The organism is Ammoniphilus soli (assembly GCF_040813775.1).
This window is the reverse complement of record NZ_JBEGDL010000009.1, coordinates 28421-43714: the sequence shown is the minus strand read 5'-3', so window position 1 is coordinate 43714 and position 15294 is coordinate 28421. Positions and strand designations below refer to the sequence as shown.

Genomic DNA, 15294 nt, shown 5'->3' with positions numbered 1-15294 from the left:
GCATTGCATTGCTTCTTTGAAAACAAATCCTAAAACACCCTCCAAAACCGATCTAAACCGTCCAAAATGGCTAATATTTCTATTGAAATTTAACCCAGCAAAAATTTCCCACCTTTTTCAAACGCGCTTTTAGATCAATTACCACATGTTCATTCGCGGTATATTAAGTTTCTTCATTATTCTAAATTAATAGTCTTTAGTCATTAACCGCTTACATATTGCATATTTAATCAATTAATTGTTGTGTTCAATCGGAAACCATGGTATTCTATAAATAATTGTTTTTGCGTCTGTTTACTGAATATTCCCCTTTTTTATGGAACACATTACCACTCGGTTTGCTTTCTAATCGACAGGATATGAGAACGTTCTTTATTATGGGCTGGATATGTAAGCTTGTTTCTTAGCTAAAATGCTTAAGAATTGTTTATTGGAGCTTGAACACACAGAAAAAAAGAAAAGTTTTATACTGGGATAGGAGGTGAAGGTCAGCCCAGCTGACCAGCGTTTATGAAGACAGTTCCTAATTTTGGAAAATTTAAGAATCACCTTGCAGAAGAGCATGATAGCTGCGGTATTGTTGCTATTGTAGAAAAGGACGGAAGACCAACCCGTGATAATGTTCTTCGCATTATTGATGCGCTGATCAAGATGGAACATCGTTCCGGTTTTATTGATGGCGAAGGGGACGGATGTGGGATCCTCACCGATATCCCTAGAAATCTGTGGGCCCAGAAACTAACTGCAGCAAACCTTTCCTCAAGTCTTGCCTTTGATGAGAGATTCTCTGTTGCACACATTTTTGTCCCTCGTAAAGGGCACAACCCTCAAGAAGTTATGGCTGAAATTCGCAATCTTTTTGCGAAGTATGGCGTTAGCATTCTACTTGAGCAAGAAAATGCAGTTAACAGTGAAGTTTTAGGGAAAAATGGCCGTGCTGATGAGCCGATCTTCTGGCAAATTGCGAGCTTATCCGAAAAGGAAGGCGTTAATACGGAAAGCAACCTTTTTGACTTGCATATTGAGATCGAGGAGCTTTTCGATGTTCATGTCGCTTCCCTAAGCAACCATACCGCTGCTTATAAAGTGATGGGGGCTGCAAGTATTATCCCTCGTTACTATCAAGATATTATGAAGCCTGAGTTCGCTTCATCCGTAACACTAGGTCACAATCGTTATTCTACCAATACGAAGTCCAGCTTTTTCCGCGTTCAGCCATTCTCTTTATTAGGCCACAATGGGGAAATCAACACCATTAACAAACTTGAAGATGAAGCAAGCATGCTTGGAGTTCCTTTAGTTAAAGGCGGAAGTGACTCTCAAAACATGAATAGAACCATTGAAACCTTGATCCATCGCTTTGGACTAAGCTTGTTTGAAGCGTTAGAGATGGTATTCCCTCCTATTCATAATGAGATTAAACATCTGCGTCCGGAGCTTCAAGAATTATATATGTATTTCCGTCAGGCATGGGGACATTTTGCTCAAGGGCCTGCTGGGGTCATTTCGCGCTATAAGGACGAATGCGTGTTTAGCGTAGATGCTCTTGGCTTACGTCCTGTATGGATGGTTGAAGATACAACTTCCCTCTTCTTCTCCTCCGAGCAAGGTGTGATACCAGTAACCGAAATGGTTAGTGAGCCTAAGTCCTTAGCTCCAGGTGAAAAAGTCGGCTTAAAACTGCATAAAGATGCACATGTGGAAGTAATTTTCCACGGACAGCTTCAAGAAATCGTTTATGAAAGAGCTCAAGCTCAAGGTGCCTTCTCTGGTTTCGGTGAGCAGCTCACTTTTGCTAAGCTTGCAAAAGCACAAGCTCCTTATGTAGACGTAAAAGAAATTACGAACCAAATGTACTCGGCTTTCGGTTGGGAAAGAGAACAGATCCAGCTTGCTGAACAAATGGCGACCAACGGAGCAGAGCCAATTCGATCCTTAGGACACGATGCACCTTTGGCTGCACTGGCGCAAGATCGTCAGAACTTAGCTGATTTCATTAAAGAAAGTGTAGCTGTCGTAACCAACCCGGCGATCGACCGCGATCGTGAAGTGGAGCATTTCTCCACACGCGTGGTTCTTGGGGCACGCCCTGGTATTTACCGCGAATTTGATCAGCCAGGAATTGAGATTCCGGCTCCGATCATTCTAGAAGGTGCTGGCCTTCAAGAAGCTGCTAAGCAGATTGGTTCTTCCAGCTTAGAGCAAATTCTTGAATACTTTGGAGCAAATGGTGGATTAGCCACACTTTCCACTCACTTTGCTGAAGGACAAAAGATCACAGAAGCTTTAGATGCCCTAGCTGATCAAGCAGTAAAAGCTGTTGAAGGCGGCGCTAAGATCATCTTGCTTGATGACGCTTTAACCCACACGGACGGCAAGTACTGGATTGACCCGCTTCTCGCTATTTCCAAGGTAGATCAAGCTTTAAAGGCTGCCAAAAACAGCGATGGAATTAGCTTAAGAAGAAAGGCTAGCATTATCATTCGTTCGGCCGCCATTCGCAGCCTTCATGACATTGCCGTAGCCTTTGGAATCGGTGCTGATGCCATTGACCCATATTTGTTGTTTGCTACCGTATACGGTAAAGATGGAGCAGACTCTGTTATTAACCTTTACGAGGCCTTGTGCAAAGGTTTAGAAAAAGTAACTTCCACAATCGGGATTCATGAAACCCGCGGATACTTCCGCATCTTCTCCTCCATCGGATTAACCGACTCTGTGGCAGAGGTTCTTCACATCGTGAACTTCTGTGGTTCAGATCAAGCGGGAACATCATGGGAGAACTTGGAGCAAGACAGTAAGAAGCGTTATGAAGACTTCCAATCCGAGGAAGGAAAGCCTGCGAAATTGTTCCATTTATGGCCGCGCGTATGGAAATCGATTGGCCAATTAGCAGCTGGAACTTTAAGCTATCAAGAGTTCGCTGACAAATTGGTGGAGATCGAAAGAGAAACTCCTCTATCCATTCGCCATGTGGCTGATATAAACTTTGATAAGGCAGAAGGCAAAATCGATCCTTCGTCTGTTAATATTGGGGTTGGAGATCACAGCTTGCCATTTGTCATCTCTTCCATGTCTTTCGGTTCTCAGAATGAGATTGCTTTCCGTGCTTATGCGGAAGCGGCTGACCAACTGAACATGATCAGCTTGAATGGTGAAGGCGGAGAGATTAAAGATATGATCGGAAAATATCCGAAAACACGCGGTCAGCAAATTGCATCCGGTCGTTTCGGAGTAAACGTAGAATTAGCGAATTCAAGTAACTTGCTTGAGCTGAAGATCGGTCAAGGAGCGAAGCCTGGTGAAGGTGGACACTTACCAGGTAAAAAAGTAACAGCTAAGGTAGCAGCTGCACGTAACGCAACCATTGGTTCAGACTTGATTTCGCCATCCAATAACCATGATATTTACTCCATTGAGGATTTAGCACAAATCATTGATGAGTTTAAAACAGCGAATCATCAAGCTAAAGTTATCGTTAAAGTTCCTGTGGTTCCAAATATCGGTACTATTGCCGTTGGGGTAGCAAAAGCCGGTGCTGATATCATCACGCTTTCTGGTTTTGACGGTGGTACAGGTGCTGCACGGATTCATGCTCTACAGCACGTAGGATTACCTACAGAGATTGGTGTTGTAGCTGCACATAAAGCATTGATTGAAGCTGGTCTTCGAAACAACGTTGAACTTTGGTCTGACGGTGGTCTAAAGAGCGCTACCGATGTTGTAAAAATGATGATGCTTGGTGCAAACCGCGCTGGCTTCGGTACATTAGCGATGCTTGCCGTTGGATGTACGACTTGCCGCGGCTGTCATTTAGATACCTGTCACGTTGGTATTGCAACGCAAATCGAGTCCGTCGAGGAAGCTAAGGAGCACGGATTGCGCCGTTTCGTTCCTCGTGTATATGAAGAAGCTGTAGAAAACCTAAAGCGTCTGTTCACCTCATTTGGTGAAGAAGTGAGACGAATTACCGCTGAGCTTGGCTTTGCCCAAACGCAAGACTTGGTTGGACGCTCTGACTTGCTTCAACAAGTTCGTGAAATCGAGAAAATTGATTTATCAGCTATGCTTGAGCGTGTGGATTGGGTACCTTCTACTCTTCCTGCACAAAACGAAGAAGAATTGGCGAAAGTTCTTGTTGCTGCAGGAGCTGAAGGTCAAAGTGCAGAGCCAGTCTATACAGCAACAGACAGACCATTAGTTCGTCAATTCACTAATGTATTAGGAGACCAGCGCGTATTGGGAAGCCGCTACTCTGGCGAGCGCGTAAAATCTCACTTGGATGGAAGCTATGTTTCCCTTCCTGAAGTTCACTTGAACTTTGAATCTGGCTGTGTACCTGGTAACGGCTTGGGTGCATTTAACGCTCAAGGGGTTAACATCCGCGTACAAGGTGGAGCACAGGACGGCGTAGGTAAAACTAGCTTTGGCGGTAAGATCAGCGTAATGAAAGCTCGTAACAAGAATGGCCTATTTATCAACGGATCTGTAGGAAAGAGCTTTGCCTACGGTGCACAAAAAGGAACATTCATTGTACAAGGAAATGCTGATGCTCGTGCTTGTATCCGTCTATCCGGAGCTGATATCGTCTTCGGTGGAGAGCTTACTCAGCCGATTAATGATCAATTCGGTGGCATTGGCGGCCGTGCGAATTTGAAAGGATTCGCGTTTGAATACATGACAAACGGAAGAGCGCTTGTTATGGGAGATCCAGGTCCATGGATTTGTGCAGGTATGACCGGTGGTGTGGTTTACGTACACCTTCAGCCTGAAATGGGTCTAGACGAAGCTGCCATCAACCGTCGTATCGCAAAAGGAGCGAAAGTTACTCTACTTCCTCTAGATGAAAAAGGAAACAGTGACGTCGTTGAGCTACTAAACAAATATATTGAAGAATTAAAAGCTACAGATCAACATGAAACCGCAGCACGCATTGAAACTTTACGTGATAACGCAGACCAGCACTTTATGATGCTAGCTCCTGTGAAATTGCAAGCAGATCAGTCTGTTGCGACAGAGTAATCATACAATTAGGTCGGTACCTCAAGAGGTACCGACCTTTTTTATTAGTACCCTTTATCCATCTTTTCTTGAAATAAGAGAACTTTCTTCCTCTATCTTTCCATGCTAAAAAAGAAGGCCAGCCACATCCCTGGCTGACCTTCTCCCCTATTCAAACAATTTCTTTAAATTCACGTCAAAAGGAGCTCGCACAATTCCCTTTTCTGTAATAATTGCTGTCACATACTCGTTCGGTGTGACATCAAAGGCAGGATTGAACACCTTGATATTATGCGGTGCAACTCGGCTACCGCCGATCTCTGTAATTTCTTCGTCAGGACGTTCCTCTATCGGGATCTCTGTTCCTGTTAAGGTGTTCAAATCAATGGTGGACAGAGGAGAAGCAACGTAGAACGGGATTCCTTGAGCCTTGGCCAAGACAGCCAAGCCATAGGTTCCTATCTTATTCGCTACATCACCGTTCGCTGCAATTCGGTCTGTACCCACGATCACAGCTTGTACCCATCCTTTAGACATCACCATGGCCGCCATATTATCGCAGATGAGGGTAACATCTATACCTGCCTGCTGGAGCTCCCACGCCGTCAAACGAGCCCCCTGCAAGACTGGGCGGGTTTCGTCAGCAAAGACCTTGATATCCCATCCCCTTTCCTTCGCAAGAAACATCGGTGCAAGAGCTGTCCCATACTTCGCTGTGGCAATACCTCCTGCGTTGCAGTGTGTAAGCAATCCTATCCCATCATGCATCAAAGTAATCGCGTGTTCCCCAATACTCCGGCAAATCTCCACATCTTCTTCGTGCATGCGTTTGGCTTCCTCTAGAAGCTCTTGTTTTAACACAGGAACTTCTGCGTCTCCCAACGCTTCTGCCTTGTTCATCATTCGGTCTATTGCCCAGAATAAATTGACTGCCGTTGGGCGAGAAGTTGCTAAGTAATCTCTTTTCTCACGCAGCTGGCTAAGAAACTCAGAAGCGTTCGCAGCCTGCAGTTCCCTAGCCCCCAAATACATCCCATAGGCGGCAGCAATTCCGATAGCGGGTGCCCCTCTCACCTTCAATGCGCGAATGGCATTCCACATTTGTTCAATAGTACGGACGTCCTCAAAAACGACTTCTAAGGGAAGCTTCGTCTGGTCCAGCAACAGGACTCGATCCTCTTCCCAGCGAATGGAATGGACATGATTTTCCACAATAATTGACACCTACTCTTCTATATTCTTCACCAAACGCAATAGATCCTCGATACTGCTAATCGAATGTCTTTCCAAAACTAAACTTTGTCCAACCGCCAGAGCTAATCTTTCTGCTTTAGCCCGCGTCTCTTCGTTTTCAATAGAATTCAGGTCGGCAACTCCAGCTAATCCAATTACCCTTCTCATCATTTTGCAGCCGGCAAATCCAATGGAATCCTTCAGAAGGCGACTTGCTGTGTCATCTTGATACCCTTCTGCGGAGTACATGACGTCTTTTACATGTACATCCCATAATCTGCGGAATTCGCCTTCAAACGTGTTCCATACATCCTTTACAGTCTCAAGCAGGTATTCCCGAAACGATTGGCACTCCTGTTCAGAAGCCTTTAATCCTTCCTGAGCAGCATAATTGAGCAGCAGGTTGGCTATGACCGCACCGATATCAAAGCCCATAGGCCCGTAGTAAGCAAACTCCGGATCAATCACCTTGGTGCTCTCTTTTGTGACCATAATACTCCCCGTATGGAGATCCCCATGCAGAAGAGCTTGGGCGTCTGTCATGAAGGAATATTTAAGCTTGGCGATTTCTCTTCGAAGCTCCGCATTCTTCCAGATCCCTTCCACCGTTTCACGGATTAAAGGATTGAAGTTATTCGTATCTGCATCATAATAAGGGTCGGTAAATACTAGATCTTCTGTAATTTTACAAAGCTCCGGATTAATGAACTGCGCTACCTTTTCTTTTTTCTCCTTAAAGTCCAACGCCAGGTCTGAAGTGTAGAACAACGTCTTCGCTAGAAACAAACCAATATGTTGAGCAAAAGCAGGATAACGATTTCCTTCAATTAACCCCTTTCGCATAATAACATGGCTCGATAAATCTTCCATGACCGTGAGAGCTAGATCTTTATCGTAGTGATATACTTTAGGGACTAAGCCCGGACATATTTGATCTTGGATAATGAGGGCTTCACTCTCGATCCGTGCACGGTCTAGTGTAAGCGGCCAGGATTCTCCGACAACTCTGGCATACGGTAAGGCTTGTTTAAATATAATGCTTTTTCCTGAAATTTCATCTTGAATGTGAAAAACCAAGTTCAAATTTCCGTCTCCGATTTCTCGGCTCTCCAACTGTGCACCTTCTGGGAAAATCCCTGGTAAATGACGAGCATATTCGACTGCTTCCTGTTCGCTAAATGCGCGATACTCCATACTCCACCCCTCCAAACGACTATTTTCCTATATTCTTGCCAAATTCCCCAGCCTTTTGGTGAGGATAAGAACATTCAGAATACGTTACAAAAAAAGATTGCGGATTTTAACTAGCTATATACTATCTAGAGTTCTGTAATATTGTCAATCTATTAGGATTTTACAATGCACTAATTTTTCTTCTATTGACTTTATTTTATAAAAAAGCTAAGATTTCAATGTATGTATTGCACTTCTATATGAAACTTTTACAATTTGATATTTCATCTTATCGAGAGATGGCTGAGGGACTGGCCCAATGACGCCCGGCAACCGATTTTTATTTTTCTCCAATTGTGCAAAATAAAAACACGGTGCTACTTCCTGCAGAATGAACTCATCATTCGGAGAGATAAGTTGTATTTGATTCGCTCTTCAAGTACCCCTTATCTAAGAGGTACTTTTTTTCATACTGTCAGAATTTATAGCTTCGCTACACCATTTGGAAAGCACGAGGAAAACTTGTTGTCGAAGTACTATCTTGACGTCAGCCAATCCCTCTAACGGATTAATATTATTTGGAAGGAGTTTTGTCCTTTGTCATACATTACGGTCTCCTATCTCACTGAGGCGAAAAGCCTAGAAAAAAAAGCAGAAGCCATCGCAGTCGGCATGACTGTCGGAAGCTGGACGGACCTCCCGGCGGCAAAGCAGGAAAAACTGCAAAAGCATCTAGGCCGTTCTGCCGGAGCCACTGTTCTCGAAAAGACTGAAGAAGGGCTTGAAAGAGGAGTTATTAAAGTCCAATATCCTGTGGTCAATTTCACGTATGACCTCCCTTCCCTCTTAACCAACGTATTCGGCAAGCTATCCATGGATGGCAAAATCAAATTGCTGGATATCGATTTCCCCGAAGAATTTACAAAAGAATTTTCGGGACCCAAGTTTGGAATTGCAGGTGTACGCGAACGGCTTAATGTCTGCGATCGCCCATTGTTTATGAGCATTTTCAAATCATGCATCGGCCTTCCCCTAGAAGAATTAGTGGAGCAATTCCGGCTTCAAGTAGAGGGTGGCGTAGACTTAGTAAAAGATGATGAAATCTTCTTTGCCGACGAACATGCCCCTTTCCTGGAGCGTATCCGTGCCTGCAAGGAAGTAATTGAAGCGTCTGGCCGCCAAGTGCTCTATGCAGCCAATCTAACAGGTCCTGTTACCGGTCTGATCGAACGGGCAAAAAGGGCCGTGGATAACGGTGCGAACTGCTTGCTGCTTAATGTTTTGCCTTATGGATTGGATATCTTAACCCAACTGAGCCGTGATCCGGATATTCAGGTGCCCATTATGGCCCACCCAGCTATGGCTGGTGCCCTATACCAATCATCTCATTACGGTATATCTGCTCCTCTTTTATTAGGAAAGCTAATGAGGCTCGCAGGTGCGGATATCGTCCTTTTCCCATCTCCCTATGGCTCGGTAGCATTGCCTAAGCAAGAGGCTTTAGACATTGCCCAGCATTTAGCAGAAGAACTGCCAGGCATCCGTCCTGCATTCCCTGTACCTTCTGCTGGTATCCATCCTGGAATGGTTCCACTGCTCTATAAAGACTTCGGCCTAGACCACATGGTTAATGCTGGTGGAGGGATTCACGGACATCCCGCTGGCCCTGTAGGAGGGGGACAAGCTTTCATTGCCGCCATTCAGGAAACTTTGCAGGGAAATGCGCTAGATCAAACGGAGAACCCCCATTTGCTGGCAGCCATTGAAAAGTGGGGAATTGTTAAATGAGTAAAAACATCATATTATTTTGCGACTTTGATGGGACCATTACCGAAAAAGATAACATCGTAGATATCATGAGGCAGTTCGCCCCCCAAGGCTGGGAAGAAATTGTGCAATCCATATTATCCCAGGAGAAAACCATTCGCACTGGCGTAGGAGAGCTTTTTGCCCTGATTCCAAGCAGCCAAAAAGAAGAAATCACTCGTTTTGTCCTGGAGCAGGCACGGATTCGGGAAGGCTTCAAGGAATTTGTTGCCTTTACAGAAGAACAAGGAATCCATCTCTTGATTACGAGCGGCGGCATTGATTTCTTCGTTCACCCTATGCTAGAGCCCTTTGGACTAAAGGAGCGGATTTATTGCAACAGTGCTCGGTTCAATGAGCCGACTATCCAAATTACTTGGCCTAACTCTTGTGATGAGCATTGCGATGTGGACTGTGGAATGTGCAAAACAACGATCATCCGCTCTTTCCCGGCTGACCAATATTACAAAGTGGTCATCGGCGACAGCATTACCGATTTAGCGGGAGCGAAAATTGCTGATTATACCATTGCCAGATCCTTTCTAAAACAAAAATGTGAAGAACTTCATCTTCCCCATTCATCATTTGAAACCTTCTATGATGTCATAAACACTTTAAAGAAGCTAAAGTTGGAGATCGAATCGCTGTCTACGACATAATCGAAAGGAGCAAAAAACAATGAACTACGTGATTCATGCGGAAAAAAGGCAAGAAACCATTTGCAGCCTCAATGAGGTGAAACAATACTTTGCAGATCGCAGATGGTTTCCGGGAACAAGCGGCAACCTTTCCATAAAAGTGGAGGATTCCCCTGTTGTTTTTGCCGTAACCGCAAGTGGAAAAGATAAAACAAAGATGACGCCACAGGATTACTTGTTTGTAAATCTTGACGCCGAACCTGTTGAACAAACCAACCTAAAGCCTTCTGCAGAAACCTTGGTACATTCTGTGATCTATCGGAATATCTCCGAAGCTGGGGCTGTCTTCCATGTTCATACGGTACCAAACAATGTAGTTTCTGAGCTCTATGGAGATCAAGGCTACTTTGAAATTGGAAATCAAGAGTTAATTAAGGGATTAAACATTTGGGAAGAAGGAGCGGTCATCCAAATTCCTATCGTTGAAAATTATGCGGATATCCCTCGACTCGCAAAGGAAATTGAGAAGGTGCTCAACCCTCAGATTCCGGGCGTCCTGATCAGAAACCATGGTATATATGCCTGGGGCAGGAATGCGTTTGAAGCCAAGCGCCATATCGAAGCCTTTGAATTTTTATTCGAATATCACCTGCAGCTTCTGCAAGTCAAATCATTGGTCCCCAGCAAAGCTCTGGTATAATAAATAAATCCAAATTTTGAGGAGGAAATAGCATGGCATCTGTCGTATTGAGAAAAACCGGGGAACGCATTGAAGGAAACGAAAAAGTGGGAGCCTTCCTAAACGAACAAGGCGTTCTTTTCGAACATTGGAACACGGAGAAATTGCCTGCTGAACTTGCAGGTCGCTGCAATCTAACTGATGAAGAAAAAGAACGTACTCTCCAAGTCTTTGAAGTAGATATCAAATCTTTAGCCGAGCGCCGAGGATACGTCAACTGGGATGTCGTTGCCCTTACCGAATCTACGCCAAACATTGAGGAGCTCCTGAAGAAGTTTGAACAAGTCCACACTCACACGGAAGATGAAGTTCGTGCGATAACAGCTGGTCATGGAATCTTCATTATTAAAGGACAAGGCGACACTGGTTATTTTGACGTCGAACTAGAAGCCGGAGATGTGATCTCCGTACCGGAAAATGTCCCGCACTTTTTCACCTTAATGGAAGATCGCCAAGTCGTCGCAGTCAGATTGTTTATTGAACCAGCAGGCTGGATCGCCCAACCTTACAACGATCCTGAGTTCGCCCAATAAAGTTCAGAAGTGAAAAAGACCTTGTGTTCAGCATTAATCTTCTATGCTGCTCAAGGTCTTTTTTCTATTCTATGGCTGGGACATCCAGATGCTGAACCGTAAACAACTTATGGTAGGCTCCCTGGGCATTCATCAGTTCCTGGTGTGTCCCCATTTCTCGTATCTGTCCGTCCGAAATGAGTACGATCTTATCCGCATGGGTAATGGTGGACAGCCGATGAGCGACAATGAAGGTGGTACGATGCTTAGCCAGCCTCTCTAAAGATTGCTGGATAAGCTGCTCGGATTCTAAATCTAGGGCTGAGGTAGCTTCATCAAGAATAAGGATTCTAGGATCTTTAAGAAACACCCTAGCAATGGCAATCCGCTGCTTCTGTCCCCCGGAAAGCTTCACTCCCCGCTCTCCGATTTCTGTATCGTAGCCATCGGGCAATTCCATAATGAATTCATGAGCATTGGCTGCTTTGGCCGCTTGAATCATTTCTTCTTCAGAAGCCTCTGGCTTACCCATGAGAATGTTTTCCTTTATAGAGTCACTAAACAAAATATTATCCTGCAAAACCATTCCGATCTGATCACGCAAGCTCTTCATCGTCACATCCCGCAGATCATGGCCATCAATATATACGGCTCCCCCTGTGACATCATAAAAGCGAGGAATCAGGCTGATCAGAGAAGACTTTCCTCCCCCGCTCATCCCAACTAGAGCCACCGTTTGCCCTTCTTCAACAACAAGATTGATATCGTGGAGCACCTCATCTCCTGTTTCCCGGTATCGGAAGGATACCTGGTCGAATACGACTCTCCCTCTCACTTGCTTTAATTCAACGGCATTTTCCTTATCTTGAATGTCGTAAGTCTCATCAAAAAGCTCAAACATCCGATCCATAGAAGCAATGGATTGCGTAAGGGTGGTGGATGAATTGACAAGCCGTCTTAGCGGACTATACAAACGCTCCAAATACGCATAAAAAGCAGCCATTGCCCCAATGGTCAGATTGCCGTGGATAACCTGATATCCTGCATAGGTAATAACGAGCAAAGGAGCTATATCGGTAATTGTATTGGTTACAGCAAAGGTCTTGGCATTCCATACCGTGTGATCGACTGCTTTATCTAAGAACTTCCGGTTTCTCCGCTCAAACTGCTTCTGTTCCTCAGCTTCAAGCGCAAACCCTTTGACTACAGCAATTCCTTGTATCCTCTCGTGAAGATGTCCCTGGAGCTCTGCAAGGGCTTGTGAGCGGGTTTTGGTTAACTGTCTTAGTTTCTGATAAAAGTACTTGATAGAAAAGCCATACAAAGGAAATACAGCGATGGCAACAAGAGTTAATCCGACGTCCATGCTAAGCATGATCCCTATTGCAATAAGCAATGTGGCCAAATCCAGCCATAGGTTCATGAGTCCGGTCATAATAAAATTTTTCGTTTGTTCTACATCATTGATAACCCGTGAAATTACTTCTCCGACTTTGGTGTTTTGATAATATCTGAGTGACAACCGCTGAAGGTGGGAAAAAAGATGATCCCGGATGTCATAAAGGATCTGATTCGAAGACAATTGGGCATAGTACTGCCGATAGTACTCAATCGGATAGCGAACGAGCGTAAATACAATAAACGCCAATCCCATTATCCAATACAGTCGTTCAAGCTTCACCTCTCCCGGCAAGTCTGCCATAAGCAAATCGTCGATCACATACATTATAATTAGAGGCAACACCAAGGGGAGTCCAAATTTAATCAATCCAATAAGTATTGTTGCAATAATGAGCTTCCAATAGGGCTTTACGAACTTAAAATAACGTTTGATGCTGTCCACGCTAGCTTGCCTCCCTTCACCAATCATTGTCTATGCATCTATCTTTACGTTTGAAGGGTCCAGAAAGAAAGCTTGGCTCACGCCAAGCTCAAGTTTGAGGTCACTTATTCTGTAAAGTTAAAAAACGTTCATACCATCGTTCTACAAACCCAGGATGAAAGGCTCCCCTTTTCTCCCGAAGCCACGCCACTACTTCATCCGCGGCACGGTTAACTTGAGAGATCACCTCTGGCGGATAATGCATCAGCTTGCTATGAACAGAGAATTCTTCCTTATCCAAAATCACATAAGACATATCCGGATATACCTTCACATCCAAATCGTAATCAATGTAGGATAAGACCTCGTGCTTGAAGGTGAAAGGTGACCCAATATTACAGTAATAATAAATCCCGTCATCACGGATCATAGCAATCGTGTTAAACCACTGTCCGCGTCCAAAAGTGCAAATGGCCGGTTCTCTTGTCCGCCACTCCCTCCCGTCAGCTTCGGTCACTCTTACATTATCATTCGCCCCGATCAGTACCGAATCGCTAATGTGAAGAACCATGGTCTTGTCCCATGCTCGATGGAATGACTTGTCATGTTTATAGCTTTCTACTCTGATATAAGTTCCTGGGGAAGCCATTGTTCTCTCCTTTCGCGATTATTGGCCGGATGAAAGGCTCTTGGACAAGGTAATGTACTCCTGCACCTCATATCCTAGACTATGGTAAAACGGAATGACAGTCTTATTATTTTGATTGACCATAATAATGACACGAGTCGCTCCTCTTTGCTTAAGGCGCTTCTCTAATGCTTTTACCAATTCCTTACCCACACCATGTCCTTGGTAATTAGGATCGACTGCTAAGCGGTAAAAGTAGCCTCGCGTCCCATCCAAAGTACCAACGATTACTCCTACTACGCGCTCTTCCGCTTCAGCCACTAACACAAGCTCGCTGTCCCAAGCTAACTGCTTGGCTAAGTCATCCATAGACTCGGCTTCTTTCTTCTCCAAGCCGGTTTCTCTCCATATGGTTGTGATCGCTACATAATCTCCTAACCGAAAAGATCTGATCCTCACAGCTGTGGGCCTCCCTATCCGTATGATCTTTTCTTATTTTACACTATTGATCACCTATTGTCTGCCTATTCGGGCACAAATATAAGCAGCTTTTGGAAATTTTAGCCGATAGACTTAGCCAACAATTCAAAAATATGAATATGGTTTGGTCCTCGGCTTAGAACAAGCTAATTAAATATAGACTTAGCGGTTAAGCGAAATTGCATTTCCCACTTCTCAATTAAGAGCGTTTTCATTCTTTGCAATAGCTTTACCTGTAATAGCTGACTTTCTATTTCCCTCAGCTCTAGCTCCCTATCCAACTTTACAGCCTCTTCACGGCGGACAAGCAGTACTTTTTCCATGGCCTGATAAGTTCTTAATTCCATTTGTTCCCTATCAATAGCATCTGTAACCTCAGCCTGCCACGATAACCAGTTCTCAAAATCAAGCATGTCCGCAGCCTCCTTGTTAGAATTTTCGGATATTATCACCATTATACACGATTCGAGCCCGTCCAAACCTTAAGTTCTTTTGTCGAAAAAAAAAAGAATCGTGATTTTTATTCTCACGATCCTTTGGAAGTGCCTATAAACTTTTCTAGTGAATCCAAATAAGATTCTTTGGAGTTTTCAATGTGCAGTTGAGCCAGCCTTTCCGCTACAGCCGCATCACGGTTTTTTATAGCCATGGCAATGTCTCGATGCTCTTCAAAAGCACGCCTTCTTCGTTCTACAGTATCGTGAGATACAAGGGCGAACGCTCGAATATACTCGCTTTGGCTTTTGAGAATCTCATAAAGTCTTGGGCTCTGTGCCGCATGATGGATCACTTCTCTCATCTCCAGATGAAACTGGGAGTAATCATTGTCTTGTAGATCTCCTGCAAGCGCTTGGTCGATTCTGTTAATCAGATTTGCCAGGTTCTGTTCATGCTCCGGGTTAAGTTTCTCAGCCGCCAAACGAACAGCCAAGCTTTCTAGTGTTGAAAGGATGGTAAACACTTCAATAATTTCTTCAGTCGTCATCTTAGAAACGACTACACCCTTGCGCGGAATCGTTTTGACAAAGCCAACGGATTCCAGTCGGAATAATGCTTCTCGGATGGGAGTGCGGCTAATGTTGAGCTTTTCAGCTAGCTCTCTCTCGACGATTCGATCACCTGATTTGAAATCACCTGCGAGGATCGCATTTTTTATATATTCAAATACTTTATCGCGAATGGGACTAATTTCCCCATTCCATCCGTTTTCACCCAACCCATTCAATGGTTATCACCTTCTTTTTCCTATTTTCAAGTCATTT

At 44.3% G+C, this 15294-nt stretch carries 12 protein-coding genes and 1 riboswitch; of the genes, 5 read left to right on the top strand and 7 right to left on the bottom strand.

Features of this window, described 5'->3' with window-relative positions:
- Positions 1 to 510 precede the first annotated feature (510 nt).
- Complete coding sequence (locus ABLT31_RS17905) at positions 511 to 5022, top strand: glutamate synthase-related protein (protein WP_367754065.1); 4512 nt, start codon at positions 511 to 513, stop codon at positions 5020 to 5022.
- A gap of 147 nt (positions 5023 to 5169) precedes the next feature.
- Here ABLT31_RS17905 and mtnA read toward each other — a convergent pair whose 3' ends face one another.
- Both mtnA and mtnK read right to left on the bottom strand, forming a co-directional pair.
- Positions 5170 to 6219, bottom strand: a complete 1050-nt coding sequence (gene mtnA, locus ABLT31_RS17900; RefSeq protein ID WP_367754465.1) for an S-methyl-5-thioribose-1-phosphate isomerase — start codon at positions 6217 to 6219, stop codon at positions 5170 to 5172.
- 6 nt (positions 6220 to 6225) lie between these two features.
- Entirely contained in the window at positions 6226 to 7428 is a 1203-nt protein-coding gene (mtnK, locus tag ABLT31_RS17895) for an S-methyl-5-thioribose kinase (protein ID WP_367754063.1), read from the bottom strand.
- 265 nt (positions 7429 to 7693) lie between these two features.
- Positions 7694 to 7826: riboswitch (SAM riboswitch) on the top strand.
- A gap of 178 nt (positions 7827 to 8004) precedes the next feature.
- On the opposite strand from mtnK, the gene ABLT31_RS17890 reads away from it, so the two are divergent.
- From ABLT31_RS17890 to ABLT31_RS17875, 4 genes are read left to right on the top strand one after another with little or no spacing between them, the layout of a single operon-like run.
- Positions 8005 to 9195: a 2,3-diketo-5-methylthiopentyl-1-phosphate enolase gene (locus tag ABLT31_RS17890; RefSeq protein WP_367754061.1), complete on the top strand. Its 1191-nt coding sequence runs from the start codon at positions 8005 to 8007 to the stop codon at positions 9193 to 9195.
- A complete protein-coding gene (locus tag ABLT31_RS17885) occupies positions 9192 to 9872 on the top strand; it encodes a 2-hydroxy-3-keto-5-methylthiopentenyl-1-phosphate phosphatase (protein ID WP_367754059.1) in 681 nt (226 codons plus the stop codon). The genes ABLT31_RS17890 and ABLT31_RS17885 overlap by 4 nt, the downstream gene beginning before the upstream one ends.
- Before the next feature lie 19 nt (positions 9873 to 9891).
- A complete protein-coding gene (locus ABLT31_RS17880) occupies positions 9892 to 10551 on the top strand; it encodes a methylthioribulose 1-phosphate dehydratase (protein ID WP_367754057.1) in 660 nt (219 codons plus the stop codon).
- A gap of 32 nt (positions 10552 to 10583) precedes the next feature.
- Complete coding sequence (locus tag ABLT31_RS17875; protein ID WP_367754055.1) at positions 10584 to 11123, top strand: cupin domain-containing protein; 540 nt, start codon at positions 10584 to 10586, stop codon at positions 11121 to 11123.
- 64 nt (positions 11124 to 11187) lie between these two features.
- On the opposite strand, the gene ABLT31_RS17870 is transcribed toward ABLT31_RS17875, so the two are convergent.
- The 5 genes from ABLT31_RS17870 to ABLT31_RS17850 all read right to left on the bottom strand — a co-directional run bounded on the left by ABLT31_RS17870 (position 11188) and on the right by ABLT31_RS17850 (position 15257).
- Positions 11188 to 12945 (bottom strand): ABC transporter ATP-binding protein, encoded by a 1758-nt coding sequence (locus ABLT31_RS17870; protein ID WP_367754053.1) that lies wholly within the window; start codon positions 12943 to 12945, stop codon positions 11188 to 11190.
- Positions 12946 to 13045: 100 nt separating this feature from the next.
- Positions 13046 to 13573, bottom strand: coding sequence for a DUF402 domain-containing protein (locus tag ABLT31_RS17865; RefSeq protein ID WP_367754051.1), 528 nt, complete (start codon positions 13571 to 13573; stop codon positions 13046 to 13048).
- 18 nt (positions 13574 to 13591) lie between these two features.
- Positions 13592 to 14011: a GNAT family acetyltransferase gene (locus tag ABLT31_RS17860; protein WP_367754049.1), complete on the bottom strand. Its 420-nt coding sequence runs from the start codon at positions 14009 to 14011 to the stop codon at positions 13592 to 13594.
- A 167-nt stretch (positions 14012 to 14178) separates the two neighbouring features.
- Positions 14179 to 14445, bottom strand: coding sequence for a hypothetical protein (locus tag ABLT31_RS17855; protein WP_367754047.1), 267 nt, complete (start codon positions 14443 to 14445; stop codon positions 14179 to 14181).
- A 113-nt stretch (positions 14446 to 14558) separates the two neighbouring features.
- A complete protein-coding gene (locus ABLT31_RS17850; protein ID WP_367754045.1) occupies positions 14559 to 15257 on the bottom strand; it encodes a GntR family transcriptional regulator in 699 nt (232 codons plus the stop codon).
- Positions 15258 to 15294 lie beyond the last annotated feature (37 nt).

Bases quoted from the DNA above. Each gene is read 5' to 3' on its own strand.
- ABLT31_RS17905 (WP_367754065.1), top strand. From the start codon at position 511: ATGAAGACAGTTCCTAATTTTGGAAAATTTAAGAATCACCTTGCAGAA.
- mtnK (WP_367754063.1), bottom strand. From the start codon at position 7,428: ATGGAGTATCGCGCATTTAGCGAACAGGAAGCAGTCGAATATGCTCGT.
- ABLT31_RS17885 (WP_367754059.1), top strand. From the start codon at position 9,192: ATGAGTAAAAACATCATATTATTTTGCGACTTTGATGGGACCATTACC.
- ABLT31_RS17880 (WP_367754057.1), top strand. From the start codon at position 9,892: ATGAACTACGTGATTCATGCGGAAAAAAGGCAAGAAACCATTTGCAGC.
- ABLT31_RS17875 (WP_367754055.1), top strand. From the start codon at position 10,584: ATGGCATCTGTCGTATTGAGAAAAACCGGGGAACGCATTGAAGGAAAC.
- ABLT31_RS17865 (WP_367754051.1), bottom strand. From the start codon at position 13,573: ATGGCTTCCCCAGGAACTTATATCAGAGTAGAAAGCTATAAACATGAC.
- ABLT31_RS17855 (WP_367754047.1), bottom strand. From the start codon at position 14,445: ATGCTTGATTTTGAGAACTGGTTATCGTGGCAGGCTGAGGTTACAGAT.